Source organism: Streptomyces sp. NPDC091387 (assembly GCF_044756945.1).
In the GTDB taxonomy this organism is placed as follows: domain Bacteria; phylum Actinomycetota; class Actinomycetes; order Streptomycetales; family Streptomycetaceae; genus Streptomyces.
The window spans coordinates 18,144-43,652 of record NZ_JBIVTZ010000005.1; the positions used below are offsets into that span (position 1 = coordinate 18,144).

Below are 25,509 nucleotides of genomic sequence, written 5' to 3' on the forward strand. Positions count from 1 at the left end.
GCGCTTCTTGGAAGGCGAAGTCCGCATGAGCGTTCCGCACCACTCCACCTCTGCATCGTCCCGCCGGAATCTGCTGCGGGCTTCGGGTCTCGCCGGTCTGGTCATGGCCGGTTCGGCCGTGGCCACCGGGTCCGCCCAGGCCGCACCCGCACACACCGGTGACGTCCTGAACCTGGACACCGTCGCCGCGCTACGGGCCCTGAACACCAAGCCGCTCGCCGACGGCACCCAGATCCTGCTGGCCGGCTACCACGCCCCCGGCGACGGCGGCGCCATGGCCCTGCGCTGGAACAAGAACTCCACCACCACACACAACGGCGGCACCGTCATCGCCCCCACCGGGGCCAGGACCGGACGCTGGCACCAGCTCCACACCGGAACGCTCGACTTCCGCACCTTCGGCCACTCCGACGCGAAAACCCCCGCCGACGCCGCACTCGACGCCATGGTCAACGACAAGACCGTCCACCGCATCGAAGCCCACACCGACCTCCTCTTCACCAAGCGCCACCTCTTCGACCGCTCGAACATCGAACTCGACTTCGGCGGACACCACATCCACACCACAGGCATCGAGAAGAACACCCACGACAACCCCTTCGGCGCCGTCCTCTCCTTCCGCGGCACCAGCACCGACACCACCCTCAAACACAGCCTGAGTGCGGCGATGCCGGACCTCTCGGACCTCTTCGAGGTCGGCGACTCGTCGAGGTTCGCGGTCGGCCAGTGGTGGGCGGTGGAGATCAACGCCCTGTCGGGACAGTACGAGAAGGAGATCCAGCGGCTCGTCCAGGTCACCGACGTCGTCGACGCCACCCGCATCCGGGTCAACTACCAGATCGGCTGGGACCTGGCCGCCGGCCGCACGCTGACCTGGACCCGCATCGAACCCGTGGACCGCGCCCATGTGCGCAACATGGTCTTCCACGGCTGGGGCGAGGACGAGATGACCGGCTCGCACCCGGTCGCCTACGAGTACGCGGTGCGCTGCGACGTCTCCGGGATCGAGGCCATCGGCACGTTCTGGCCGGTGGTGATGCGCCGCTGGTGCACGTACTACCGCACCGAGCAGTGCTCGCTGACCAACCCGAAGTCCGTCACCTACGGCGGCGCGGGCTACCTCACCCAGCAGATCTACTGCCTGTACGGGCACGTGGAGGACTGTCACACCTCCAACGCCCGTCACCTCAACGACTTCACGGCCTCGGCCTACTGCTACGTCACCAACTGCCACGGCGACGGTGACGACGAGGGCCCCTTCGTGACGCACGGCCAGTTCGAGCACGACCTCACGTACACCGGCAACTCCGGGCTGATGACCTTCGCCAACTCGGGCGCGGCCTGGGGCGGCCGGGCCAAGCGGATCACCGTACGCCGGCACGCCTGCTCCTGGTTCGTGGCCCGCGTCAAGATCACCGATCTGACGCTCGAGGACGTCCTGGTCATCGGCAAGAAGTCCCTGGCCGGCTCCGGAATGCTCTGGGTCAACGCGGACGGCGTGCAGATGCGGGGCTGTACGGCGACGGGTCCGCTGATCGTCTCGCGGGCCTCCGACCTGTCCTCCCGGCCCAACGTGATCGCGGACTCCTCCTTCGCCTTCGCGGCGGGCGCGGAGATCACCCAGGCCAACGTCACCGCCCCGCTCACCCTTAAGCGCACCACGCTGAAGGGCGTCGACGGCGCGGTGTTCAACGGCACCGGACCGCTCGTCGTCGACCAGTGCACGCTGACCGGCTCCGCGGACACCGCCCCGGTCTCGCTCGCCCACACCGACGTCACCGTCCTCGGCGGCGAACTCCGCGACACCGGTCTCAAGCTGACCTCGGCGAAGGACCAGCGGCTGCGCGTCGACGGAACGCGGCTGTCCGGCACCAACAAGGACGGCGCCCTGCTGGCCCGTACCGGCTCCGGACGCACCGTCGACTGGCAGCTCGGCGGCCTCGACTCGACCGCGCCCAAGGGCACCGCCCATGTGCTGCTCACCGAGGGCCCCAACCGCTACCGGGCCACCGGCTCCACCTTCACCGGTGGCCGGCTCGAACTGCGGCCCGCGGCGTTCGGCGGCCCCAGCCATCTGCTGCACACCGGCTGCGTCGAGGACGGCACCGAGCGCACGGCGCTCCCGGACGAGGGCGACCGCGTCGCCCACACCGCAGCCACGCTGCGCTTCTGAACACCCCGCCCATCGAGTACCAGGGATTCCCCGTGTCCACGCATACCCCGATCACCGGCCGGCCCGTACGCGTCGCACTCGTCGGCGCCGGCAACCGCGGTCTGACGTACGCCGAGTGGATCAAGGCGCACCCGGAGCGTGCCGAGCTCGTCGCCGTCGCCGATCCGCGCCCCGCGGCGCGGGCGGCCGCCGGCGCACCCGTCGAGTTCGACGACTGGCGGCCGCTCGTGGAGAACCGCATCGCCGACGCCGTCATCGTCGCCACCCAGGACCGCTTCCATGTGGAACCGGTGCTGGCCCTGGCCGAGGCCGGTTACGCGATCCTCGCCGAGAAGCCGCTCGCCCCGACCGAGGAGGAGACCCGGCGGATCGTCGAGGGGGTGGAGCGGGCCGGAGTGCTGTTCGCCGTCTGCCACGTCATGCGGTACACCCCCTACACCGACCTGGTGAAGGAGGTCGTGGACTCCGGTGTGCTCGGGCAGCTCGTCTCGCTCGACCATCTGGAGCCGGTCGGCTGGTGGCACTACGCCCACAGCTATGTGCGCGGGCCCTGGCGCAGCGAGAAGGGCTCCTCCCCGATGCTGCTCGCCAAGTCCTGCCACGACCTGGACTGGATCACGTACGTCATGGGCGGCCGGATCGAGCAGGTCACCGGCTTCGGCGGGCTGAAGCACTTCCGGCCTTCGAGCGCCCCGGCCGGGTCCGCGGAGCGCTGTCTCGACTGCGCGGTCGAGTCCGGCTGCCCGTACAGCGCGCTGAAGCTGTACATGCCGACGCTGCGGGAGAAGGGCGCGGTCTGGCCGGTCACCCATGTCACGGAGGCGACCGACGAGGCCGGTCTCGTCCAGGCCCTGCGCGAGGGCCCGTACGGGGTCTGCGTCTACCGGAGCGACAACGACGTGGTGGACCACCAGGTCCTCGCCATGCAGTTGACGGACGGGGTGACCGCGACCTTCCAGATGGTCGCGTTCACCGAGCAGACCCACCGCCAGACCCGGATCTTCGGCTCGCACGGCTGGCTCATCGGTGACGGCGAGCGGGTCACGGTGCAGGACTTCCGGACCGGCGAGTCGGCCGTCCACGAACTCGGCGCATCCGGTTCGAACGCGGCCGACGGGCACGGCGGCGGGGACGCCGCGCTCGTCGAGGCGTTCGTCACCGCGGTCGCCACCGGTGACTCCGGGGCAGTCCGCTCCGGTCCCGCCACCTCGCTCGGCAGCCACCTCGCGGCGTTCGCCGCCGAACGCGCCCGGCACACCGGCACCGTCCAGACGGTCCCGGCCACGTGACACCCCTTCTTGCTCGCCCCACCCTCATGTCCTCGGAGGACCACCTCATGTCCCGTCTCCTCACCCGCCGTTCCGGAGTCCGCGCCCTCGCCGCCCCCGTTCTGGCCACCGCGCTTGCCGCCGGTGTGCTGGCCGGCTGTTCCGGCAGCGGCAGCGACGACAACACCGTGACCATGTGGACCTACCCGGTCATCTTCGACGAGGCCAAGAACAAGGCGTACTGGGACGGCCTGGTCAAGGCCTTCGAGAAGAAGCACGAAGGCGTCAAGGTGAAGGTGGAGACCTTCCCGTGGGCCAACCGCGACACCGCGCTGGCCACCGCGATCGCCTCCGGCAAGGGCCCCGACGCGGTCTACCTGATCCCGGACCAGCTGCCGAAGTACACCAAGAGCATCGTCCCGGCCGACGACTACATGCCGGCCTCCGCCAAGTCGGACTACACGGACTTCGCCCTGAAGTCCGTCACGGTCGACGGCAAGCCGGTCGCCACCCCGATCCTGACCAGCGCCAACCCGCTGATCTGCGACAAGCGCGTGTTCGCCGCGATCGGTGAGAAGACCTACCCGTCGAGCTGGGCGGATCTGGAGGCGCTGGCCCCGAAGCTGAAGAAGAAGGGCTACTACGCCACCAGCTACAGCGGTGACACCCAGCAGACGCTGAACATGACCTTCTACCCGCTGCTCTGGCAGGCCGGCGGCGACGTCTTCTCCGAGGACGGCAAGAACGTCACCTTCAACGACGCGGCCGGCGTCAAGGCCCTGACGTACCTGAAGAAGCTCGTCAACGACGGCTACACCGACCGGGACCTGGTCACGACCACCCCCAAGCTGGAGCAGACCCCGACCGCCAAGGGGAAGGTGGCCTGCACCTGGCAGAACACCCCGGCGGACGTCGAGCCCTTCTGGGGCAAGGAGAACATCGTCGTCCAGCCGCCGCTGAAGGACACCGCGTCCGTCGGCTACGGCACCGTGGGCGCGCTGGCGATGCTGAAGGGCGCCGACAAGAAGAACACCGGCGACTGGCTGAACTTCGTCGCCGAGTCGAAGAACGCGGCCGGCCTGCAGAAGGCCGCCGGCTACTTCCCGGCCCGCACGTCAGGCGGCGACCTGTACCCGGACGACAAGCTCCAGACCGCCGTCGGCGCCACGCTGCCGAGCATGGACGTGGGCCCGCTCCAGGACAAGGCGCGCGAGGTCCAGGGCGTGCTCGCCCCGGAGATCCAGGCCGCCCTGCTCGGCAAGAAGAGCCCGCAGGACGCGCTGAACGCCGCACAGAAGGCCGCGCAGGCGATGCTCGGCCGCTGACCGCTGCGGGGCCGGGGTCCGGCCGCACCCGGACCCCGGCCCCGCAGCCCCCAGGGGGCACAGCCCCCGATCCCCCGCAATTCCCCCGTACCGCAAGGAGATCCCCGTGGCAGTCGTCGCGGAACCCACCCGCCGGGGCCGTCGCAGCGGGCCGCAGGCGCGCCGCGAGGCCCGGATCGGCCTGCTCTTCGTCCTCCCGTGTTTCCTGCTCTTCCTCGCCTTCCGGTTCGGTCCGGGCGTCGCCGGTGTGCTGATGAGCTTCACCGACTACTCCCTCACCGGCGGCGGGAGCTTCGTCGGGCTCGACAACTTCACCCGCCTGTGGGCCGATCCGCTGTTCTGGCAGGCGCTGAAGGTCACGGTCCTCTACACCGTGATCGCCGTGCCGGGCACCCTCCTCGCGTCGGTGTCCCTGGCCCTGATCACCCGCCGCGCGTTCCGCGGCGCCAAGTTCTTCCGTTCGGTGTTCTTCCTGCCGGTCGTCACCTCACTGGTGCTGGCCGCCACCGTCTTCGTCTGGATCTTCTCGACGGGCGGCCCGTGGTCCACCCTGATGGGCTGGTTCGGGATGTCCGAGGGCTCCTGGCTCTCCGACGACGTGCTGGTGCTGCCCGCGCTCGCGCTCGTCGGCGTCTGGTCCCGCTTCGGTTACGGGATGCTCATCCTGCTCGCCCGGATGCAGGACATCCCGCGCGAGCTGGAGGAGGCCGCCCTCACCGACGGGGCCGGCCCCTGGCAGCGGTTCCGCTACATCGTGCTGCCGCAGCTCAAGCCCGCCCTGTTCTTCCTCGCGGTGATCGAGACGACCGCCTCGTTCCAGGTGTTCGACGCCGTCTACACCATGACGGGCGGCGGGCCGGCCAACGCCAGCTACACGCTCGTCTTCCAGCTCTACGACGCGGGCTTCAAGTACTTCGACCTGGGTTACGCCGCCGCCATCGGTGTCGCGCTCTTCGTGCTGACCGTGGTCGTCGCGGTGATCCAGCGGCTCGTGATCGGGAAGGACCAGTGACCATGACAGCGGCACCCGAAGAGATGAAGGCCCCGCCCGCCCCCAAGACCCCCGCAGCCCCGGACCGGGCCGAGCGCCGGGCGATCCGCAAGCTGCGCAAACTCTCCGAGCAGGACACCGTCCCGTACGGAATGCGCTCCACCCGGACCGGCCGGATCGGCCGCGGCGCGCTGCTGACGGTGGCCGCGCTGGTGACGGTCTTCCCGTTCTACGCGATGGTCGTGCTCTCGCTGAAGCCGTCCGCCGCGGTCGACTTCCCCGGCAGTCTGCTGCCCTGGCCGCTGACCGGCGAGGCCTACGACACCGTCATGGGCGCCCAGGACGTGCCGCGCTGGCTGTTCAACACGCTGATGTACTCGGTCGTCTCCGTCGTCGGCGTGCTGCTGCTCGCCTCGCTCGCCGGGTACGCGTTCGCCAAGAAGCGCTTCCCGGGCCGGGAGGCGATGTTCTGGTCGTTCCTGTCGATGGTGATGGTCCCGTACCACGTCACGATGATCCCGACGTTCGCGATGATCGCGAAGCTCGGCGGCGTCGACACGTACTGGGGACTGATCGTGCCGACCCTGGCCAACGCCCAGGCGGTGTTCCTGATGCGGCAGTTCATCCAGGGACTGCCGGACGAACTCTTCGAGGCGGCCCGGCTCGACGGGTGCAGCGAGTGGCAGATCTTCTACCGGATCGTGCTGCCGCTGCTGAAGCCGATCCTCGCCACGCTCGGGGTCTTCGTCTTCCTCTGGCACTGGAACGACTTCCTGTGGCCACTGGTGATAGGCCAGTCGACCGACATGCGCACCCTCACCGTCGGAATCGCCTCGCTGCAGCAGCAGAACGTGCCGCTCAACGTGGTGCTCTCCGGCTCCGTCATCGCGTTCGTCCCCATCTTCGCCGCGTACATGGTGGGACAGCGCTACTTCACCGAGGGCGTCACCGCGTCCGGAATCAAGGGATAGCCAGGTATATGTTCACCGATGAGGCCGCACTCGAAGAGCGGCTCGCCACCCCCTCCCCCGCGCTCGTCGCCGACCTCGGCCGCCTCGAAGGCGATCTGCTGGTCCTCGGCGCGGGCGGCAAGATGGGACCCAGCCTGTGCCGGCTGGCCCGCCGCGCGCTGGACGCCGCCGGCCGCACGGACGTGACCGTGTACGCGGTCTCCCGCTGGTCCGACAGGGCCGCCGCCGACGAGCTGGAGGCCGCCGGGGTCCGCACGGTCGCCTTCGACCTGATGGACCCGGCCGCCGATCTGACCCGGCTCCCCGATGCCGGGAACGTCGTCTTCATGGTCGGCGCCAAGTTCGGCTCCGCCGGGGCGCCCTCGCTCGCCTGGGCGGTGAACGCCGCGATGCCGGACCGGGTGGCCCGCCGCTGGTCGGGGTCGCGCATCACCGCGTTCTCCACCGGCAACGTCTACCCGCTGGTGCCGGTCTCCTCGGGCGGCTGCACCGAGACCGACCCGGTCGGCCCGGTCGGCGAGTACGCCATGTCGTGCCTCGGCCGGGAGCGGATCCTCGACCACGCGGCACTGACCCTCGGCACCAGGGTCGCCAACATCCGCCTCAACTACGCCGTCGACCTGCGCTACGGCGTCCTCGCCGACATCGCTTACCGCGTACAGGCGGGCGAGCCAGTCGATGTGACGACCGGTCACGCCAACATGGTGTGGCAGGGGTACGCCAACGAGGTCGCGCTGCGCTCGCTGCTCCACGCGACCGGCGGCGAGGCCTTCACCCTCAACCTCACCGGCCCGGAGACCGCTTCGGTGCGCCGCATCGCGCAGTGGTTCGGCGAGGAGTTCGACCGCGAGCCGGTCCTCGCCGGGACCGAGGCGCCCACCGCGCTGCTCTCCGACGCGAGCCGCTGCCACGCCCTCTTCGGCTACCCGGACGTCGCGCTGCGCACCCTCGTCGAATGGCAGGCCGACTGGCTGCGGCGCGGGCTGCCGCTGTCCGGCAAGCCCACCAAGTTCCAGGTACGTGACGGAAGGTTCTGATCCACTCCATGTCCACTCCCTCCCGCCTGTCCACCCCCGCTCTGGAACTGCTCGCCCGGGGCGCGGCGATACCCGCGCACCCGCTCGCGCTGCACGCGGACGGCACGTTCGACGAACGCCGGCAGCGCGCGCTCACCCGCTACTACCTGGCGTCCGGCGCGGGCGGCGCCGCAGTCGCCGTCCACACCACGCAGTTCGAGATCCGCGAGCCCGGGGTCGGTCTGTTCCGGCCGGTCCTGGAGCTCGCGGCCGAGACGATCGACGCCGAGGCCGGCCGGCCGTTCGTCAAGGTCGCCGGTGCCTGCGGCTACACCGCGCAGGCCGTCGCGGAGGCCACCACCGCCGCCGAGCTCGGCTACGACGCGGTACTGCTCAGCCCGGCCGTGCCCGGTGCGGACGAGAAGGGGCTGCTGGAGCGCGCACGGGCGGTCGGCGAGGTCCTGCCCGTCATCGGCTTCTACCTCCAGGAGGCCGTCGGCGGCCGGTACTTGTCGCCCGGCTTCTGGTCCGCGTTCACCGACCTGCCGAACACCGTCGCGGTGAAGATCGCCCCGTTCGACCGCTACCGCACCGCCGATGTCGTACGGGCCGTTGCCGCCGCGGACCGGTCCGGCGAGGTCGCGCTGTACACCGGCAACGACGACGACATCATCGGCGACCTGCTCACCCCGTACACAACGGCGGACGGCGCGCAGCGCTGGTTCGCGGGCGGACTGCTCGGCCAGTGGGCGGTGTGGACGAGCTCTGCGGCGACCCTGCTCGACGACGTCCGCCGGGCCCGCGCCGGGGACCACGCGGCGATGGTCCGCTGCCTGGCCCGCCGCACCGAGCTGACCGACGCCAACAGCGCGGTCTTCGACATACGGGGCGCGTTCCGCGGCTGTATCGCCGGGGTGCACGAAGTGCTGCGCCGCCAGGGCCTGTTGGCGAACCGCCGCTGCCTGGACCCGGCCGAGACGCTCTCCCCGGGACAGGCCGAGGAGATCACCCGGGTGGCCGCGGCCTACCCTTGGCTGACCGATGACGCCTTCGTTGCGGAGCACCTCGATGCCTGGCTCTCCTGAAACCGCCGACCGCTCCTCCCGGGTGGTCGTCGCCGTACCGCCGCACCTGCGCGCCCAGTTCTTCACCGCCGAGGTGTGGCAGGAGCTGGAGCGGGCCGCGCGGCTGACGGTCATCGACGACCACAGCGACCGGGCGGCGGTCGCGGCCGCGCTGCCCGGCGCGCGGGCGCTGATCACCTCGTGGCGGGCACCCAAGGTGGACGCCGAACTCCTCGGCCACGCGGACCGGTTGGAGCTGGTGGCGCACACCGGCTCCGCGGTCGCCCCCTATGTCACGGAGGACGTGTTCCGGCGGGGCATCCTGGTCACCCAGGCCGGTGACGAGATGGCCCGCCCGGTCGCCGAGGTGGCGCTCGCCTTCACCCTCTCGCTGCTCCACCGCATCCAGCGCTTCGACCACGCCCTGCGCGGCGGGCAGGACTGGGCGGCGGCGAGCGAGGCACCGCCGCGTCACGAGATCCACGGCAGCGACATCGGAGTGATCGGCGCCTCCCGCACCGGGCGCGCCTACATCCGGATGGTGCGGGCGATGGGGGCGCGGGTGCGCGTCACCGACCCGTTCCTGTCCGATGCCGACGCCGGGACGCTGGGCGTGGAGTCCGTACCTCTGGAGACGCTGCTCTCCGGCAGCCGGATCGTGGCCGTGCACGCGCCGGTCACCGAGGAGACCCACCGGATGATCGGCGCCGAGCAGCTGGCGCTGATGCCGGACGGCGCCGGCCTGGTGAACACCGCCCGGTCGTGGCTGGTCGACGAGGACGCGCTCCTGGCCGAACTGACCACGGGCCGGCTGGACGCCGCCATCGACGTCTTCGACGCCGAACCGCTGCCCGCCGGCCACCCCTTCCGTTCCCTGCCGAACGTACTGCTCACCCCGCACCAGGCGGCCGGCAGCGTCGAGTGCCGGCAGCGGCTCGGCACCAGCGCCGCCAACGAGGTGCTGCGACTGCTCGCCGGTCGTCCCCCGGTCCACGCCGTCACCGCCGACGCCCTCGTCAGGCTGCGCTGACCGTCCCCGTACCCGTAACGCCCCCCGTACCCGTACCCGTCAGGAGATCCACCCGTCATGCGACTGATGCGCATAGGCGAGCCGGGCCATGAGCGCCCGGTCGTCGTCTGCCCCGAGGGCCGCCACTACGACCTGTCGGGCATCACCGACGACATCGACGGCGCGTTCCTCGCCACGCTGGCCGAGAACCCGCACCTGATCCCCGCCGAGCCGAAGCTCCCGGAGACCGACATCACCGGGGAGCGGATCGGCGCCCCGGTGGCCCGGCCCTCCGCGCTCCTGTGCATCGGCCAGAACTACGCGGCCCACGCGGCGGAGTCCGGTGCCGAGCCGCCCGAGCAGCCGATCCTCTTCTACAAGTCCCCGAACACGGTCGTCGGCCCGTACGACGACGTCCTCATCCCGCGCGGCTCGAAGAAGACCGACTGGGAGGTGGAACTGGCCGTCGTCATCGGCCGCCGCGCCTCCTACCTGGACTCCCCCGCCGACGCCGCCGCCCACATCGCGGGCTACGCCGTGAGCAACGACGTCTCCGAACGCGCCTTCCAGCTGGAGGAGTCGGGCGGCCAGTGGTCCAAGGGCAAGAGCTGCGCCACGTTCAACCCGCTGGGCCCGGTCCTGGTCACGGCCGACGAGGTCAGTGACCCGCAGCGGCTGCGGCTGACCAGCCATGTCAACGGGGAGCCCCGGCAGGACTCCTCCACCGCGGACATGATCTTCAGCGTGGCGCATCTGGTGCACCACCTGTCGCAGTACCTGGTGCTGGAGCCCGGCGACATCATCAACACCGGTACGCCGCAGGGCGTGGCCCTGTCCGGCCGCTTCCCGTACCTGGGCCCGGACGACGTGATGGAGGTCGAGATCTCCGGCCTCGGCCGGCAGCGCAGCGTCTGCCGGCCCGCGTAACCGCCCTCAGTCCTCCGGGAGTTCGACCGGGGCGATCTCGTCGAAGACGTCTCCGGGGCCGGGGTTGGCCGCATCGGTCGCACCGCCGAACTGGGTCATCACGCCCCAGACGGCGTTCAGCGCGGTCTGGACGGCTCCCTCGGCCCAGCCGGCCGTCCAGGAGATGTCGTCGCCCGCCAGGAACAGGCCCCGCTTGTCGGCGGGCAGCCGGTCCTGCATGAAGTGGGTGAACAGCCGCCGCTGGTAGCGGTAGTGGCCGGGCAGATTGGCCTTGAACGCACCCATGAAACAGGGCTCGTTCTCCCAGGAGACCGTCACCGGGTTGCCGATGATGTGCTTCCTGATGTCGACGCCCGGATAGATCTCACCGAGCGACTTCAGCATCACGTCCATGCGCTCGGTCGCCGAGAGCGGCAGCCACTTCAGGCTGTCGTCGCACCAGGTGTAGGAGAGGCAGATGCTGGCCGGCTTGTCCGGGCCGTCGTCCAGGAGGTAGGTGCCGCGCGTCATCCGGTCGGTGAGCGTCATCGACATGGTGTCGCGGCCCGTCGTCTCGTCCTTGTCCAGCCAGAACGGCCGGTCGACGGGGACGAACAGCTTGGAGGACTCCATGTAGTGGGTGCGCTCCATCGCCGTCCAGTGGTCGATCGGGAAGAGCGCGTCATCGCAGGCGATCTTGGAGAGCAGCAGCCAGGACTGCCCGGTGAAGACGGCCGCCCGGAAGGTGCGGATGTCGCCGGAGGCGTCGGTGACGGTGATCCGGTTCCCGGCGGTGCGGTTCAGCCGGGTCACCGCGGGCCGCGGCTCCCCGTCGTGCAGGGAGGCCAGCGAGGTGCCGAGCGGCCAGTGGATGATCTTCTGCGGTTCGCGTTCCCAGAGGCGCACTGGAAGCTGCTGGCTGCCGCCCACGATGGAGCGGTGGTGGTCGTCCGCCTCGGTGTAGACGACGCGCAGGATCTCCAGGATGGAGTTGGGGAAGTCGGTGTCCCAGCCGCCGGTGCCGAAGCCGACCTGCCCGAAGACCTCGCGGTGGCGGAAGGACTTGAAGGCCTCCGAGTCGCAGAGGAAGCCGTAGAAGGTCTGGTTGTCGAGCTTCTCGACGAGCCGGGCCCAGATCTCCCGGATCCGCGGCACGTCGCGCTCGCGCATCGCCCGGTTCATGTCGGAGAAGTCGGCGCCCTCCTCCAGGCAGCTGTTCCAGGCGTCCATCACGTCCCGGTAGATCTGCGGGAGGTCGTCGATCGTCCGGGCGTAGTGCGACGCGCCCTTCAGGTCGACCACGGTCGAAGGGGTGGCCGGGGAGAGCGGGTTGGGGAACGGCTTCGTCTCCAGTGCGACCAGGTCGATGTAGTGCTGGAGCGCGGTCGAGGACGGCGGGAAGCGCATCGCGCCCATCTCGGCGGTGAGCGGCTGCCCGTCCACCGTGCAGCCGTCGAACTCGACGGTACGCAGCCGTCCGCCGATCCGGTCGGCCTCGTAGAGCACGGGCCTGAGGCCCATCTTCATCAGCTCGTAGGCGGTGATGATCCCGGAGAGCCCGCCGCCGATGACCGCGACCTCGCTGCCGTGCTCGGTCGCCGGTATCTGTCCGAGCCCGGCGGGATGCGCGAGGAAGTCGTCGTACGCGTAGGGGAAGTCCGGCCCGAACATGGTGATCGGCGGGGCTGCCTCGGTGTGCTGGACAGCGGTGGGCACCGTGGACGTCATGGGGTACGGACTCCTTGCGGGAAAGGTGAGTGAGCGGTGCGGCGGGCTCAGACGAGGGAGCCGTACAGACCGGGGCGGCGGTCGCGCAGATACGGGTTGCCGGCCCGGGACGCGGTCAGCAGCGCCGGGTCCACGTCCCCGAGGACGAGCTCCTCGCCGCGTCCGGCACGGGTGCGGACGGTTCCGTCGGGGCCGGCCAGGCAGCTCAGCCCGACGAACTCGAACTCGCCCTCGGAGCCGGTCCGGTTGGCGTAGGCGACGTACAGCTGGTTCTCGAAGGCACGGACCGGGACAACGGACTCGGCGACGAACGGGAAGGGGTGCATCAGCGCCGTGGGCACCAGCAGCAGATCGGTGCCGGCGAGTGCGTGCGCCCGTGCGTTCTCCGGGAACTCGACGTCGTAGCAGATCAGGAGCCCGACGCGGACGCCGTCCAGCTCGGCCTGGACGAGCGGCTGCTCGCCGGGGGTGAACCACCGCTGCTCGAAGTCACCGAAGAGATGGGTCTTGCGGTAGTTCGCGAGCTCGGTGCCGTCGGGTCCGATGAGCTGGGCGGCGTTGTAGAGGGTGTCGCCGTCCCGCTCCGGGTAGCCGTAGTGAACGGCGATGCCGTGCCGTACGGCGATCCCGGCGACGGCTCGCGCGGCGGGCCCGTCGGCGGCCTCGGCCAGCCGGGACACGTCGTCCCCGATCGCGTACCCGGTCAGGAACATCTCGGGACAGACGAGGAGCCGGGCCCCGCCGGCGGCGGCGTGCCGTGCCGCGTCGTCGAGCACCTCGATGTTCCGGGCCACCGAGCCCGGATGTCCGGAGCTCTGGAGCAGGGCGGTGCGCAACGGCGGCATGGCAGACCTCGGGCGGTGCGGGCGGGGCGGGGACGTATTGACGGTACGGTCCCCGCTCACCCCCGGACAAGGCGCGACCGTTGCGCATGGACCGTCGATCCATTGCGCCCGAGCGGCCCTGCGCAACGATTCGTTGCGCCTCACGTTTCCGCAGGCCACGAACGTGACCCAGCTCTCCCGGGCACCCCCGCACCGGCTAGGCGGGCGACCCCGACGAGTACCGCCGCAACAGCGGCGAGAGCACCAGCACGGACTTCGTCCGCTCCACGTACGGCTCGCCCGCGATGCGCTCCAGCACCTGCTCGAAGTGGCGCATGTCCGCCGCGAAGACCTGAACGATGGCGTCGGCGTCCCCGGTCACCGTGGACGCCGACGCGACCTCCGGATAGCGGGCGAGACCGTGCTTGATCGACTCCGGCGAGGTGTTGCGGCTGCAGTAGATCTCGATGAACCCCTCGGTCTCCCAGCCGAGCGCCGCCGGATCCACCCGCACGGTGAATCCCGTGATCGCGCCCTCGGCGCGCAGCCTGTCCACCCGGCGCTTCACCGCGGGCGCGGACAGCCCGATGATCGAGCCGATGTCGGCGTAGGAGCGACGGGCATCTTCGGCGAGGGCGTGGACGATGCGTTCGTCGAGGTCGTTCAGTCGCACGTCGTACGGATCACTTCTCTGCGAGGGCGATGGCCGGGTGACGGCCATGGCGACGGCCGGTTCGGGGGCGGCGGTGCCGCCCCCGAAGTAGACCATGGGCCCGCCCGTCAGGGCGCGCTCACCGCAGGTGGAGCGGGGTCAGAACGGGAACCGCGAGCGTCCGTGCTGCACGGAGATCCACTTCTGGGTGGTGAAGGCGTCGAGCATCGAGTCGCCGTTCAGCCGCCCGAGCCCGGAGCTCTTCTCGCCGCCGAAGGGGACGATCGGCTCGTCGTGGACGGTGCCGTCGTTGATGTGGATCATGCCGGTACGGATCCGCTGCCCGACCCGGACACCGCGCTCGACGTTGCCGGTGTGCACCGCGCCGCTCAGCCCGTACGGGGTGTCGTTGGCGATCCGGACCGCCTCGTCCTCGCCGTCGAACGGCACGAGAAGCGCGACCGGGCCGAAGATCTCCTGGGACAGCACCGGCGAGTCGGCCGCCAGGCCGGTCAGCACGGAGGGGCTGACGAGATTGCCGACGGCCCGCCCGTGCAGCAGGGCGGTCGCACCGGCCTCCACGGTCTGGTCGACGAGCGCGGCGATCGCCTCGGCCTGGGTGGAGTTGATCAGCGGACCGATCTGGGTCGCCGGGTCGGCCGGGTCGCCGACGCGCAGCGAGGCGACCTTGGCCACGAACTTCTCGGTGAACTCCTGCTCCACCGCGCGGTCGACCAGAATCCGGTTGGCGGCCATGCAGACCTGCCCCTGGTGCACGTAACGGCTGAAGACCGCCGCGTCGACCGCGTAGTCGACATCGGCGTCATCGAGCACGATGAGCGCGCTGTTGCCGCCGAGTTCGAGCACGGAACGCTTGAGGTTGGCCGCGCACACGGTCGCTACGTGCCGCCCGACCTTGTCCGAGCCGGTGAAGGAGATGACCTGCGGAATGGGGTGCTCCAGCAGTGCGTCACCGATCTCGGCGATGTCGGTGACCACCACGTTCAGCAGGCCGGCCGGCAGTCCGGCGTCCTCGAACACCTTCGCCACCAGGGTGCCGCCGCAGATCGGCGTGTTCTGGTGCGGCTTGAGCACCACGGCGTTGCCGAGTGCCAGCGCGGGGGCGACCGACTTCAGCGACAGCAGGAAGGGGAAGTTGAACGGGCTGATGACACCCACCACGCCGACGGGCACGCGGTACACCCGGTTCTCCTTGCCCTCGGTCGGCGAGGGCAGGATCTGCCCGGTCGACCGCAGCGCGAGGTGGATCGACTCGCGCAGGAACTCCTTGGCCAGATGCAGCTCGAAGGCGGCCTTCAGACGCGTGCCGCCGAGCTCCGCGACGATCGCGTCACCGATCTCGGCCTCGCGGTCCTCGACGATCCGCAGCGCCTTCTCCAGCACGGCGCGCCGGGCGTAGGCGTTGGTGTCGCCCCACGCCTGCTGAGCGGTCTCGGCCGCGCGGTAGGCCTGGTCCACCTCGTCGGCCGTGGCGACCGTGATCGAGGCGAGCTTCTCCCCGTTGAAGGGGTTGAAGTCGATGATGTCCCAGGACCCCTTGCCCGGCCTCCACTCACCGTCGATGTACTGATGGGCCAGGTCAGTGAAGAAGGACATGAGATCCCTTACCGCAGAGTGGCGGGCAGCTGATTGAGATTCATATTACTTAATCTTCAAGTGAGTTGGAAAGCGTGAAAGCTTTCACAGGTACCCGGATCCGGACAACCGAAACGGCCCGCGCGAGCCCTCCGGGAAGGCCCGCCGGCTCCCCGGGAACGCCCGTGCCCCCTCCGGCGCGAACGGCCGGAAGGGGCACGGATGGTGCGGTGGTGCGGGATCAACTCCAGCTGGCGTGCAGCGGCTTGCCCTCGGCGTAACCGGCGGCGCTCTGCACACCGACGACCGCCTTCTCGGCGAACTCCGCGAGGGAGGCCGCACCGGCGTAGGTGCAGGAGGAGCGGACGCCCGCGATGATCGAGTCGACCAGGTCCTCGACGCCCGGACGCGACGGGTCCAGGAACATCCGCGAGGTGGAGATGCCCTCCTCGAAGAGCGCCTTGCGGGCCCGGTCGTACGCCGACTCGTCGGAGGTGCGGTTCTTCACGGCGCGTGCGGACGCCATGCCGAAGGACTCCTTGTAGAAGCGGCCGTCGGCGGACTGCTGGAGGTCGCCGGGCGACTCGTACGTCCCGGCGAACCAGGAACCGATCATCACGTTGGACGCGCCCGCGGCGAGCGCCATGGCCACGTCGCGCGGGTGGCGGACGCCGCCGTCCGCCCAGACGTGCTTGCCGTACTTCTTCGCCTCCGCGGCACACTCCAGGACCGCGGAGAACTGCGGCCGGCCCACACCGGTCATCATCCGGGTGGTGCACATGGCGCCGGGTCCGACACCGACCTTGATGATGTCGGCGCCGGCCTCGATGAGGTCGCGCACACCCTCGGCGGCGACGATGTTCCCCGCGACGATCGGCACCTCGGGGTCCAGCGCCCGGACCGCGCGGACCGCGCTGATCATGGACTCCTGGTGACCGTGCGCGGTGTCGACGACCAGGGTGTCGGCGCCGGCGTCGAGGAGCTGCTTGGCCTTGCCGGCCACGTCACCGTTGATCCCGACGGCGGCGGCGATCCGCAGCCTGCCGCCCGCGTCGGTGGCCGGGGTGTACAGCGTCGCGCGCAGTGCCGCCTTCCGGGTGAGTATGCCGACGAGCCGGCCCTCCGCGTCGACCGCCGGGGCGAGCTTGCGGTTGGCACCGTCGAGCTTGTTGAACGCGTCACGCGGGTCGATGTCCGCGTCGAGCAGCACCAGGTCCTTGGACATGACCTCGGAGAGCTGGGTGAAGCGGTCGACGCCGGTCAGGTCGTGGTCGGTGACCACGCCGACGGGCCGCCGCTCGCTGTCGACGACGACGCCGGCGCCGTGGGCGCGCTTGGGCAGCAGGGACAGCGCGTCGGCGACCGTCTGGCCGGGGGCCAGCACGATGGGGGTGTCGAGCACGAGGTGGCGCGTCTTGACCCAGGCGATGACCTCGGTGACGACCTCGATCGGGATGTCCTGCGGGATGACGACGAGCCCGCCGCGACGGGCGATCGTTTCGGCCATCCGGCGGCCCGCGATAGCCGTCATATTCGCGACGACGAGCGGGATGGTGGTGCCGGTGCCGTCGGGCGAGGACAGGTCGACCCCTTGGCGTGATCCGACCGCGGAGCGGCCCGGAACCATGAAGACATCGTCGTACGTGAGGTCGTACGGGACCGCGGGGGACTCTGTGTAGCGACCGGTGCCGGGCTCAAGAAAACGCATAACACTCATATTTTCATACGAAATGGCGCAGGTCGTTTCCACGATGACACAACAAATGACTCCCGCGCTCGTATGTTCCTCCGAGGAACAGGACCGGGAGTCCCGGGCAAGTGGAACCTGCCTTGCCCACAGACCCTACCCGTACGGCATCCCGATCATTCGGGATCATCATCCCTGGACCTGGTGACAAGGGGTCGGGTAGCTTCAAACCCGCAGGTCCCGAGGGTCAGCCACACGCCCCGGAGGAACTGGCGGAATGGGCACAACTTCCGCCATACGCACGACCGGAGAGGATCACGACCCACCCGTGGAGAGCGAACTGCCGGACATCTACTGCCCGTTCCCCCAGCAGACGAACCCGCATGTCGGGCACGTACGGGAACACCTCGACGCCTGGACCCGCAACACCGGTCTGGTGCACCGGGATTCAGCCAGGGAGCGCTTCGAGCAGGCGGACTTCGGGGCCTTCGTGGGCATGGTCTACCCGACCGCCGACAGTGAGAATCTGGACCTTGTCGCCGACTGGTTCGTCTGGCTGTTTCTCGTCGACGACCAGCTGGACGACGGCCACCTCGGCCGCAGTCCGGACCGGGTGCGCAGCGTGGTCGCCCTGATGCAGTCCGTGGTCGACGGAACGGGCACACCGCCCGGCGAGGAGCTGCCGGCCGCCGTCGTCGCCCTCGTCGATCTCTGGGCACGCACGGTGCCGGCCGCCGCACCGCAGTGGCGGCGGCGCTTCACCTATCACCTGATGACGTACCTCACGACCGCCACCACCTGGGAGGCCGGGAACCGGGCCGACGGCGTGGTCCCGGCCGAGGCGACGTACATCGAGAAGCGCCGGCACACCGGTGCGATACATGTCTGCATGGACCTGATCGAGATCGTGGCCGGCATCGAGGCGCCCGAGTCGATCCACAACGACGCCCGGTTCATCACCGCGCTGGAGGCCTCGTGCAACGTCGTGTGCTGGGCCAATGACGTGTACTCCTACGAAAAGGAGCAGGTCCTCGGCGAGATCCACAACCTCGTCCATCTGGTCCGGCACCACCGCGGGTACGGCAAGCAGCAGTCGCTCGACCACGTCTGCGCGGAGATCGCCGCGGAGACCGAGCGCTTCCTCGGCGCGGAGGCCGGGCTGCTCACCGCGTATCCGCAGCTCAACTGGATGCTGAAGCCGTATCTGGACGGGATGCGGAGCTGGATGCGTGGCAATCTCGACTGGTCCCGGCAGACACCCCGGTACAACCCGGCCGACGTCAGCCAGTACAAGGAGCCTGAGCAGTACCTGGAGGCGGCGGTCCTGGGCGTCCGGCAGGACTGACCCGGATCTGGGGCGTCAAGGACGCGGGGGTGCGGGCGGTGTCACCGCCCGCACCCCCGCGTCCTTCGCTCACTCCCCGTCCGGGTCGGCCCGGTCCAGCGCGGGCCTGCGCGGCGCGGGCGAGTCGGTCAGCAGGTAGTCGGCCGCCGCGGTGTCCGTCACCAGGCTGGTGACCAGGCCGGACCTGAGCACCGCTCCGATCGCCGCGGCCTTGCGCTGGCCGCCCGCGATCGCCACCACCTCGGGGATCCGGCGCAGCCGGTCCGCCTCGACCGTGATGCAGCGCTCTCCGAGGTCCCGGCCGACCCGGCGGCCCTCCGAGTCGAAGAGGTGTGCCGACATCTCGGCGGCGACGCCGAGCGAGGCGTAGTGCCCGCGCTCCTCGTCCGACAGCATGTCGTGGACCGTGGAGATGCCGGGCTCCCAGGAGCCGATGGACACCGCCGCGACCGTCACCTTGTCGAAGTACTCGAAGGCGCGGGCGATCCCGGTCTGGTGGCGCAGCGCGGCGGCGGTGGCCGGGTCGGGCAGCAGCATCGGTGCGTAGATCGGGTGGGCCTCGCCGCCGGAGACCTGGGCGGCCCGCCGGACCGCCTCGACCGAGCCGCGCTCGGCGGTCCCCGCGTCGTACACCCCGGTGAGCTGCACGACCGTGCACGGCGGGAGCCGGTCCAGGGCCGCCGCCATGTGGATGGTGGACCGGCCCCAGGCGAGCCCGAGCACATCGCCCTCGTTCACCAGTTCGCCCAGCAGATCGGCCGCGACCTCGCCCAGGTTCTCCGGGTCGGCGGCGTCGTCCTGCTCCTCGGCCGGGGATTCGACCACGACCGCGTGGCGCAGCCCGTAGCGGGCGCGGAGCGCGTCGGAGCGCTCGGCGTCCAGCTCGGCCGGGACCCGGATCTCGATCCGTACGAGGTCACGCTCCAGCGCCGTCTCCAGGACCCTGGCGACCTTGAAGCGGCTGACGCCGAACTCCTCGGCGATCTGGATCTTGGATTTGCCCTCAAGGTAGAAGCGGCGGGCCATGGCCGCCGCCTGCACCAGCTCCGCGGGCCCCATCCGCAGGGCGGACCGGCCCGCCGACATTGCAGACACCGCGTTCTCCTCACTGCTGTTCACGCTCTCGATACGCCGTTCATCCTGTCAGATACGGCGATCCTTGATCGGTCCCGTCGGACCGCGTTCATCTGCCCTTGGCCGGGTCGACCGGCGATCGGGGGCCGGAGCGGCTGCCTGCTCCGTCGCCCGCGTCAGTGGCCGCACGCCCACTCCGCCGAGGCGATGGCTCCGTCGGCCTTGGCGCGCAGGGCCCGTACCGCCGCGGCCGGGTCCTTGGCGCCGTACACGGCGGAGCCCGCGACGAAGACGTCGGCGCCCGCTTCGGCGCACCGCTCGATGGTCGACTCGGAGACCCCGCCGTCGACCTGGAGCCACAGTTCGAGACCGTGCCGGGAGATCAGCTCACGGGTGCGGCGGATCTTCGGCAGCATGATGTCCAGAAAGGACTGGCCCCCGAACCCCGGCTCCACCGTCATGATCAGCAGCATGTCGAGCTCGGGGAGCAGGTCCTCGTACGGCTCGATGGGCGTCGCCGGCCTGAGCGCCATGGAAGCGCGGGCGCCCTTGGCCCGGATCTCGCGCGCCAGTCGCACGGGGGCGGCCGCGGCCTCCACGTGGAAGGTGACGGATCCCGCCCCCGCCTCGACGTACTGCGGGGCCCAGCGGTCCGCGTCCTCGATCATCAGGTGACAGTCCAGCGGCGTGGCCGTGGCCCTGCTGAGCGATTCCACGATCGGAACGCCGAGGGTCAGATTGGGCACGAAGTGGTTGTCCATGACATCGACGTGGAGCCAGTCGGCGCCTTCGACGGCCTGCGCCTCGTCGGCGAGGCGTGCGAAGTCGGCGGAGAGAATACTGGGGTTGATCTGGGCCATGGGTCCAGCCTGCCATGTTCTGCGGCACTTCCCCGCTTCGGTGCGCTCCAAAGCCTCACGGGATCATTACGGTTCGCACATTCCCGGCTTTATCGCCCCCGGACGATCACCAGGACAGCGGCCGTTCCCCGACGTCCGCGTCGTCGGCGGGCGGTGTCCTCGCCATGAATCAGGGACCTCCTCAGAGGCCGGTGGCCCTCAGGAAGGCCTCCGCGATGCGCGCGGGGGTGTGCTCGGCGACCTGGAGGGGCGCCTGCCGTGCGGCGGCGTGGTAGGCGTCCGGGTCGTCGAGGAGTTCGGCGGTGGCCCGCCACAGACGTTCGGGTCCGTCGACGAGATCCAGCATCCGGCCGGCCGCGCCGGTGAGCGTGGGCAGGTGCCCGAGTCCGTAGCCCACCACCGGGGTTCCCACCGAGAGTGCTTCCGCGGCCACGTTGCCGAACGTCTCGGGGAGAACCGAGGGCAGCACGGCGACGGCGGCGTCCGCCAGGAAGGGCTGGACCTCCTGCCAGGGCAGGGCGGGGAGGATCGAGACGTCCGGCAGGGACGCGGCCAGAGCGCGGCACTCCGCGATCACCCGGTCCTGCATGCCGGTCCGGAACTCGAATCCGGCCGAGGCCAGCACGATGTCCACCGGGCGGCCGAAGTCGCGGGGAAGGGCACGCAGGAGTTCGGAGATCCCCTTCTGCGGATCGGCGCGGGCCAGTGTCCGCACCGGACCGCCGCGGCGCAGCCGTTCACGCTCGCCCTCGGGGGGCGCGGTGCCCTGCCGGGGCAGGGCGTTGGGCAGCGAGAGCCAGCCTTCCGTGTCGAGTCCGGCCCGGCGGGCCTCGTCGGTCAGGAAGTCGCTGACGGTCAGCACGGTGTCCGGGTGGTGGGCGAGGCTCTCCAGCATGCGCGCGTCGGTGCGCAGGAAGTGGACCATCAGAGCCGTGCGCACCCCGGGCGGCGCGGGTGCGAGGTAGCCGAGGCCCACGACCGCGTCGACCCAGCACACCAGGTCCACGTCGTGCTCGCGCAGAAGCCGGCGGACTTCGCGGCACACCGGTTCCGGATCTGCGAGCAGGTTCAGTGCCTCGTCGTAGACGATCGGCCGGGGCAGGGTCAGGCTGCCGAGCCGCAGGAGGTGGGGATCGTCCGCGCCGGTGGCCGGGCCGGCTGCCACGATCACGGCGTGATGGCCCAGTTCGCGCAGACCGTCGGCGAGCGAAGCGACGCTGCGCTCGATCCCGGCAGGTTCGCTGGGATTGTGCGTCAACAGGACGAAGGCGATGTTCACGCGGGGTGGTCCTCCGTGGCCGGGTGCGTGGGAAGGGTGCCGGGCCGGGGGGCGGAAGGCAGCTTGCCCCGGCCCGGCGACAACGTGGTTATTCCTGGGGCGGGTTGGGGCGGGCGATGAGCGCGACGCCCTGATCGCCGATGGCGTGGGGGCGTCGTGCGAAATGGCGACGGAGCGCGGGGGCGATGGCCCGTCGCATGTCGGGGGCGCGCGGATGGTCCTCGTACCAGAGGTCGACCAGGGATCTGGCGGCGGCGTGGACCCGTTCCTCCGGTGCGGTCTCAGGGAAGTGCAGGGCGGCCTCGGTCCGGTGCAGCGAGAAGTGCCGGAATCCGAGCGGGGCGAGGATTTCAGCGGCGGTGGCCAGCAGGAATCCCTGATGGTCGAGGGGTTCGCCGGTGAGCGGTACGCAGGTCTCGTTGAGCAGGCCCACGAGTTCGTTGTCCGGGGCTCCGCCGATCAGCACGACCCGGGCCTGGGGGTGGCCGATGTCGCACACCCGCGCCATCTCGCGTACGGACTGTTCCAGGTCGTCCACATAGGGAAGGACCCAGGCGGCCAGCACCGCGTCGAAGCTCCGGTCGGGGAAGGGCAGCGACTCGGCGTGCCCGGGGACGGGCTCGACCGTCCCGGTGCGGCTGTCGCCGGCGTGCGCGTTGAGCGTGGCGACCCGGGAGCCGTGCGGTTCGACGGTGGTGCAGCGGCCCAGTTGGCTCGCGACGGCCCGGGTCAGTTCGCCGGTTCCCCCGCCGACATCGAGGACGCGGTGACTGGCAGCGGTCGCACTGCGGACGAGGGCGATTTCCTCGCGGCGCTCCAGCCGTCCGGTGAAACCCAGCCAGCCTGCGTGGCCGAGGCGGTGGGGCCCCCGGTAGCGGGCCGGCATCCGGTCGGAAGGCCCGCAGAGGGGGTGGCGGCGCACCTCCAGGACATCGGTGACGGACGGAGTGACTGCGGTGGGTGTGGGGGTGGGCAAGGCGTTCTCCTGTGCCTGTCGCGGGACAGTCGGTCGGGTCGCAACGCGCCGTCCGGGCCGTGTGCGCCGTCTCGTCGGGCGGCATCGGCCGGTGTGCGTCGCCGCTCCGGTGGACGTCAGCCTCCGGTGCGGGTCGGTGCCAGAGCGAGGACCTGTGCGCGCAGGCCCGGGTCGGCGCTGAACCGGCCCGTCAGGTGGGTGGTGACCATCACCGCGCCATGCGCCTGGGCCCCGCGCTGGGTCATGCAGGCGTGTTCGGAACGGATCAGACAGGCCGCGCCGAGGGAGTCCAGATTCCGGGTGAGGGCGTCGATGACCTGACCGCCCAGCCGCTCCTGCACCTGGGGGCGCGCGCTGTACTCCTGGAGGAGCCTGGCGAGCTTGGACAGGCCGACGATGTGGGCGTCGGGCCGGGGGAGATAGGCGACGGTCGCCCGGCCCACGAACGGCAGGACGTGGTGCTCGCACAGGGCGACGAAGGGGACGTCGACGGCGGCGATGACTCCCTGGTCCGTGGATTCGGGCGGGAACTGGACCCGCAGATGACGGTCCGGGTCGAGGTGGAGTCCGCGGGTCATCTCGGCCAGAGCCGTGACGAACCGGTGCGGGGTCTGTTCGGTCGAGGTGGTGTCGCAGTCGATGCCCAGGGCCGAGAACATCTCTCTCGCGTGTGCGGTGGCCTGTGCCAAGGCAGGTTCGCCCGGGGCGACGATTACGGCCGGGTCCGTCTCTGCTTCCGCCGTGCTCGGCTGGCTCGTGATGGTCATGCGCACCATTCCTGAACGGGTGACACGGAGGAACGGCCGCCGGACGGGTCAGGTCCGGGCATGGCGCCATCCCGCGGTGTTGACGTGTGTCTCGCTCACGACGACCTCGCTGACGAAGGCGCCGGCGGCGGCGGACAGCTCACGGAGGGCCTGGCCGACCACGCGTGCGAGCAGTTCGGCCACCGCCTCGACGGTCGGATGGGGAAGACCCACCGCGAAGCGCTCCGCCGGGCCGGGGTCGCTCGCGCCGAAGCGGAAGACCTTGCTGTGGTGCTCGGCCAGGATGCCCGCGAGGGGGTCGTCGGCTCCGAGCATGGCCCCGTGGTCGAGGTGGGTGTCGATCCAGGCTCTGACCCGGCCCTTGAAGGCCCCGAATTCGACCACTGTCCCCCGGTCCAGCAGCGGGGCCGTGACGGTGGCCTCCATCCACCAGGAATGGCCATGGAGGTTGACGCATTTGCCGACCAGATGCGGAATCCGGTGCGCGGTCTCGAAGTTGTGCCGTACCGATACCGAATGCGCCGCCTTCGGGCCTTCGGATAACTCCGGCGGATGTACCGCGCCCATCAGGGAATTCCGAGGTACTTGTGGGTTTGCAGGGAGAAGTTCCACAGCGGGTGCTCCAGGCAGTACTCGACGGTGGCGCGGGTGTTGGCGGCGATGTCCGGTCCGTCCATCGGCTGGAGGCGGAACGAGTCGAAGTCCAGGTGCTCGAACCGTGCGGGGTCGCCGTGCCGCTGGGGGTAGACGAGTTTGAGTTCGTCGCCGCGCTCCACGACCATCCGCGAGCCGATCTTCGGGCTCACGCACAACCAGTCGATGCCCGGGGGCGGCACCCTGGTTCCGTTGGTCTCGACCGAGACCATGAAGCCGCGGTCGTGCAGGGCTTCGACGGCGGGGGCGTCGAGCTGGAGAAGCGGCTCTCCGCCCGTGCAGACAACGAACCGCTGGGCTTCGGTGCGGGGTGCCCACTGCTCCAGGACGGTGTCGGCCAGCGCCTCGGGGGTAGCGAAGCGGCCGCCGTTCTCACCGTCGGTACCGACGAAGTCCGTGTCGCAGAAGGCGCAGACGGCCCGGTGGCGGTCCTTCTCCCGGCCGGTCCACAGATTGCAGTTGGAGAAGCGGCAGAAGACCGCGGGCCGTCCCGCGTGCCGCCCCTCGCCCTGGAGCGTGTAGAAGATCTCTTTCACCCGGTAGGTCATGCGGGCGCGCCCTGATAGGTGATCGGGTCGGGGAGTCCGGCCTCGGTGAAGCCCTTCAGCCGCAGCAGGCAGGTGTCGCAGCGACCGCAGGCCCGCCCGCTGTCGTCGGGGTCGTAGCAACTGGAGGTCAGCGCGTAGTCGACGCCGAGAGCGGTTCCCGTGCGGATGATCTCCGCCTTGGACAGGTGCAGCAGCGGCGAGTGCAGCGTGATCCGGCGCTCCCCCTCGACCGCCGATCTGGTCGCGAGGTTGGCCATCGCCTCGAAGGCCTCCAGGTACTCGGGCCGGCAGTCGGGGTATCCGCTGTAGTCGACGGCCGTGACTCCGGTGAAGATGTCCGCGGCCCCGACGACCTCCGCGTAGGCGAGCGCGAACGACAGGAAGATCGTGTTGCGGGCCGGCACGTACGTGGCCGGGATGCCCTCCCCCATCTCCGCTTCGCCGCGCCCCTTGGGAACGTCGACGCCGGCATCGGTCAGCGCGGAACCGCCGAAGACGCGGAGGTCGATGTCCGCGACGACGTGCCGCTCCACCCCTTGCCGCTCTGCGCCCCTCCGGGCGGCGGCCAATTCGACGGAATGCCGTTGTCCATAGCTGAAACTGAGAGCGTAGGGAGTGAATCCCCGGTCTTTCGCCACCGCCAGGGTGGTCGTCGAGTCCAGGCCGCCACTGAGGAGTACGATCGCCGATTCTGCCATAGCATGTACCTTTCGCCCGCGCGAGCAAGGACACTTCTTGCATATACATGCGCGGAGAAAAAGTCACCCAATCGGCCGCCTCATTAAACATATGGCAA

At 70.4% G+C, this 25,509-nt stretch carries 23 protein-coding genes; 10 read left to right on the top strand and 13 right to left on the bottom strand.

What is annotated here, in order from left to right:
* The first annotated feature begins 25 nt into the window (after window positions 1-25).
* From ACIQM0_RS11675 to ACIQM0_RS11715, 9 genes are all read left to right on the top strand, one after another.
* Window positions 26-2,173 (top strand): peptidase C14, encoded by a 2,148-nt coding sequence (locus tag ACIQM0_RS11675; RefSeq protein WP_401285827.1) that lies wholly within the window; start codon window positions 26-28, stop codon window positions 2,171-2,173.
* A 32-nt stretch (window positions 2,174-2,205) separates the two neighbouring features.
* The gene (locus ACIQM0_RS11680) at window positions 2,206-3,462 is read left to right on the top strand and encodes a Gfo/Idh/MocA family protein (RefSeq protein ID WP_401285828.1); all 1,257 of its coding nucleotides are present in this window, start codon (window positions 2,206-2,208) and stop codon (window positions 3,460-3,462) included.
* A 47-nt stretch (window positions 3,463-3,509) separates the two neighbouring features.
* Window positions 3,510-4,766: an ABC transporter substrate-binding protein gene (locus ACIQM0_RS11685; RefSeq protein ID WP_401285829.1), complete on the top strand. Its 1,257-nt coding sequence runs from the start codon at window positions 3,510-3,512 to the stop codon at window positions 4,764-4,766.
* Between the two features lie 106 nt (window positions 4,767-4,872).
* Window positions 4,873-5,778: a sugar ABC transporter permease gene (locus ACIQM0_RS11690; RefSeq protein ID WP_363027803.1), complete on the top strand. Its 906-nt coding sequence runs from the start codon at window positions 4,873-4,875 to the stop codon at window positions 5,776-5,778.
* A gap of 2 nt (window positions 5,779-5,780) precedes the next feature.
* Window positions 5,781-6,728, top strand: coding sequence for a carbohydrate ABC transporter permease (locus ACIQM0_RS11695; RefSeq protein WP_401285830.1), 948 nt, complete (start codon window positions 5,781-5,783; stop codon window positions 6,726-6,728).
* 8 nt (window positions 6,729-6,736) lie between these two features.
* Entirely contained in the window at window positions 6,737-7,765 is a 1,029-nt protein-coding gene (locus tag ACIQM0_RS11700; RefSeq protein WP_401285831.1) for an NAD-dependent epimerase/dehydratase family protein, read from the top strand.
* A gap of 8 nt (window positions 7,766-7,773) precedes the next feature.
* Entirely contained in the window at window positions 7,774-8,829 is a 1,056-nt protein-coding gene (locus tag ACIQM0_RS11705; protein ID WP_401285832.1) for a dihydrodipicolinate synthase family protein, read from the top strand.
* A complete protein-coding gene (locus tag ACIQM0_RS11710; RefSeq protein ID WP_401285833.1) occupies window positions 8,813-9,838 on the top strand; it encodes a hydroxyacid dehydrogenase in 1,026 nt (341 codons plus the stop codon). The genes ACIQM0_RS11705 and ACIQM0_RS11710 overlap by 17 nt, the downstream gene beginning before the upstream one ends.
* A gap of 57 nt (window positions 9,839-9,895) precedes the next feature.
* A complete protein-coding gene (locus ACIQM0_RS11715; protein ID WP_401285834.1) occupies window positions 9,896-10,744 on the top strand; it encodes a fumarylacetoacetate hydrolase family protein in 849 nt (282 codons plus the stop codon).
* A gap of 6 nt (window positions 10,745-10,750) precedes the next feature.
* On the opposite strand, the gene ACIQM0_RS11720 is transcribed toward ACIQM0_RS11715, so the two are convergent.
* The 5 genes from ACIQM0_RS11720 to ACIQM0_RS11740 form a co-directional block, all read right to left on the bottom strand.
* Window positions 10,751-12,451: a flavin monoamine oxidase family protein gene (locus tag ACIQM0_RS11720; protein WP_401285835.1), complete on the bottom strand. Its 1,701-nt coding sequence runs from the start codon at window positions 12,449-12,451 to the stop codon at window positions 10,751-10,753.
* Window positions 12,452-12,498: 47 nt separating this feature from the next.
* Window positions 12,499-13,296, bottom strand: a complete 798-nt coding sequence (locus tag ACIQM0_RS11725) for a carbon-nitrogen hydrolase family protein (protein ID WP_401285836.1) — start codon at window positions 13,294-13,296, stop codon at window positions 12,499-12,501.
* Window positions 13,297-13,492: 196 nt separating this feature from the next.
* A complete protein-coding gene (locus ACIQM0_RS11730) occupies window positions 13,493-13,948 on the bottom strand; it encodes an Lrp/AsnC family transcriptional regulator (RefSeq protein ID WP_363078040.1) in 456 nt (151 codons plus the stop codon).
* A 138-nt stretch (window positions 13,949-14,086) separates the two neighbouring features.
* Window positions 14,087-15,544 (bottom strand): aldehyde dehydrogenase family protein, encoded by a 1,458-nt coding sequence (locus ACIQM0_RS11735; protein ID WP_401285837.1) that lies wholly within the window; start codon window positions 15,542-15,544, stop codon window positions 14,087-14,089.
* A 220-nt stretch (window positions 15,545-15,764) separates the two neighbouring features.
* Complete coding sequence (locus tag ACIQM0_RS11740; protein WP_363027788.1) at window positions 15,765-17,231, bottom strand: GuaB1 family IMP dehydrogenase-related protein; 1,467 nt, start codon at window positions 17,229-17,231, stop codon at window positions 15,765-15,767.
* Between the two features lie 307 nt (window positions 17,232-17,538).
* Between ACIQM0_RS11740 and ACIQM0_RS11745 the strand changes: the two genes are divergently transcribed.
* Entirely contained in the window at window positions 17,539-18,555 is a 1,017-nt protein-coding gene (locus tag ACIQM0_RS11745; RefSeq protein ID WP_401286122.1) for a terpene cyclase, read from the top strand.
* A gap of 69 nt (window positions 18,556-18,624) precedes the next feature.
* Here the strand turns inward: ACIQM0_RS11745 and ACIQM0_RS11750 are convergent, their stop codons facing one another.
* From ACIQM0_RS11750 to queC, 8 genes are all read right to left on the bottom strand, one after another.
* Complete coding sequence (locus ACIQM0_RS11750) at window positions 18,625-19,641, bottom strand: sugar-binding domain-containing protein (protein WP_363027812.1); 1,017 nt, start codon at window positions 19,639-19,641, stop codon at window positions 18,625-18,627.
* 164 nt (window positions 19,642-19,805) lie between these two features.
* Window positions 19,806-20,489, bottom strand: coding sequence for a ribulose-phosphate 3-epimerase (rpe, locus tag ACIQM0_RS11755; protein ID WP_363027787.1), 684 nt, complete (start codon window positions 20,487-20,489; stop codon window positions 19,806-19,808).
* A 181-nt stretch (window positions 20,490-20,670) separates the two neighbouring features.
* Entirely contained in the window at window positions 20,671-21,768 is a 1,098-nt protein-coding gene (locus ACIQM0_RS11760; protein ID WP_401285838.1) for a glycosyltransferase family 4 protein, read from the bottom strand.
* A gap of 88 nt (window positions 21,769-21,856) precedes the next feature.
* Window positions 21,857-22,744 (bottom strand): class I SAM-dependent methyltransferase, encoded by an 888-nt coding sequence (locus tag ACIQM0_RS11765; RefSeq protein ID WP_401285839.1) that lies wholly within the window; start codon window positions 22,742-22,744, stop codon window positions 21,857-21,859.
* Window positions 22,745-22,860: 116 nt separating this feature from the next.
* Window positions 22,861-23,511 (bottom strand): GTP cyclohydrolase I, encoded by a 651-nt coding sequence (gene folE, locus ACIQM0_RS11770; RefSeq protein ID WP_401285840.1) that lies wholly within the window; start codon window positions 23,509-23,511, stop codon window positions 22,861-22,863.
* 48 nt (window positions 23,512-23,559) lie between these two features.
* Complete coding sequence (locus tag ACIQM0_RS11775) at window positions 23,560-24,078, bottom strand: 6-pyruvoyl trahydropterin synthase family protein (protein ID WP_401285841.1); 519 nt, start codon at window positions 24,076-24,078, stop codon at window positions 23,560-23,562.
* Window positions 24,078-24,713, bottom strand: a complete 636-nt coding sequence (gene queE / locus ACIQM0_RS11780; RefSeq protein ID WP_401285842.1) for a 7-carboxy-7-deazaguanine synthase — start codon at window positions 24,711-24,713, stop codon at window positions 24,078-24,080. The genes ACIQM0_RS11775 and queE overlap by 1 nt, the downstream gene beginning before the upstream one ends.
* Entirely contained in the window at window positions 24,710-25,411 is a 702-nt protein-coding gene (queC, locus tag ACIQM0_RS11785) for a 7-cyano-7-deazaguanine synthase QueC (protein ID WP_401285843.1), read from the bottom strand. The genes queE and queC overlap by 4 nt, the downstream gene beginning before the upstream one ends.
* Between the last annotated feature and the right edge of the window lie 98 nt (window positions 25,412-25,509).

Bases quoted from the DNA above. Each gene is read 5' to 3' on its own strand.
- ACIQM0_RS11740 (WP_363027788.1), bottom strand. From the start codon at position 17,231: ATGCGTTTTCTTGAGCCCGGCACCGGTCGCTACACAGAGTCCCCCGCG.
- ACIQM0_RS11710 (WP_401285833.1), top strand. From the start codon at position 8,813: ATGCCTGGCTCTCCTGAAACCGCCGACCGCTCCTCCCGGGTGGTCGTC.
- ACIQM0_RS11725 (WP_401285836.1), bottom strand. From the start codon at position 13,296: ATGCCGCCGTTGCGCACCGCCCTGCTCCAGAGCTCCGGACATCCGGGC.
- rpe (WP_363027787.1), bottom strand. From the start codon at position 20,489: ATGGCCCAGATCAACCCCAGTATTCTCTCCGCCGACTTCGCACGCCTC.
- ACIQM0_RS11735 (WP_401285837.1), bottom strand. From the start codon at position 15,544: ATGTCCTTCTTCACTGACCTGGCCCATCAGTACATCGACGGTGAGTGG.
- ACIQM0_RS11715 (WP_401285834.1), top strand. From the start codon at position 9,896: ATGCGACTGATGCGCATAGGCGAGCCGGGCCATGAGCGCCCGGTCGTC.
- ACIQM0_RS11720 (WP_401285835.1), bottom strand. From the start codon at position 12,451: ATGACGTCCACGGTGCCCACCGCTGTCCAGCACACCGAGGCAGCCCCG.
- ACIQM0_RS11700 (WP_401285831.1), top strand. From the start codon at position 6,737: ATGTTCACCGATGAGGCCGCACTCGAAGAGCGGCTCGCCACCCCCTCC.
- ACIQM0_RS11675 (WP_401285827.1), top strand. From the start codon at position 26: ATGAGCGTTCCGCACCACTCCACCTCTGCATCGTCCCGCCGGAATCTG.
- ACIQM0_RS11775 (WP_401285841.1), bottom strand. From the start codon at position 24,078: ATGGGCGCGGTACATCCGCCGGAGTTATCCGAAGGCCCGAAGGCGGCG.
- ACIQM0_RS11695 (WP_401285830.1), top strand. From the start codon at position 5,781: ATGACAGCGGCACCCGAAGAGATGAAGGCCCCGCCCGCCCCCAAGACC.
- queC (WP_401285843.1), bottom strand. From the start codon at position 25,411: ATGGCAGAATCGGCGATCGTACTCCTCAGTGGCGGCCTGGACTCGACG.
- ACIQM0_RS11705 (WP_401285832.1), top strand. From the start codon at position 7,774: ATGTCCACTCCCTCCCGCCTGTCCACCCCCGCTCTGGAACTGCTCGCC.
- ACIQM0_RS11685 (WP_401285829.1), top strand. From the start codon at position 3,510: ATGTCCCGTCTCCTCACCCGCCGTTCCGGAGTCCGCGCCCTCGCCGCC.
- ACIQM0_RS11750 (WP_363027812.1), bottom strand. From the start codon at position 19,641: ATGTCGGCGGGCCGGTCCGCCCTGCGGATGGGGCCCGCGGAGCTGGTG.
- queE (WP_401285842.1), bottom strand. From the start codon at position 24,713: ATGACCTACCGGGTGAAAGAGATCTTCTACACGCTCCAGGGCGAGGGG.
- folE (WP_401285840.1), bottom strand. From the start codon at position 23,511: ATGACCATCACGAGCCAGCCGAGCACGGCGGAAGCAGAGACGGACCCG.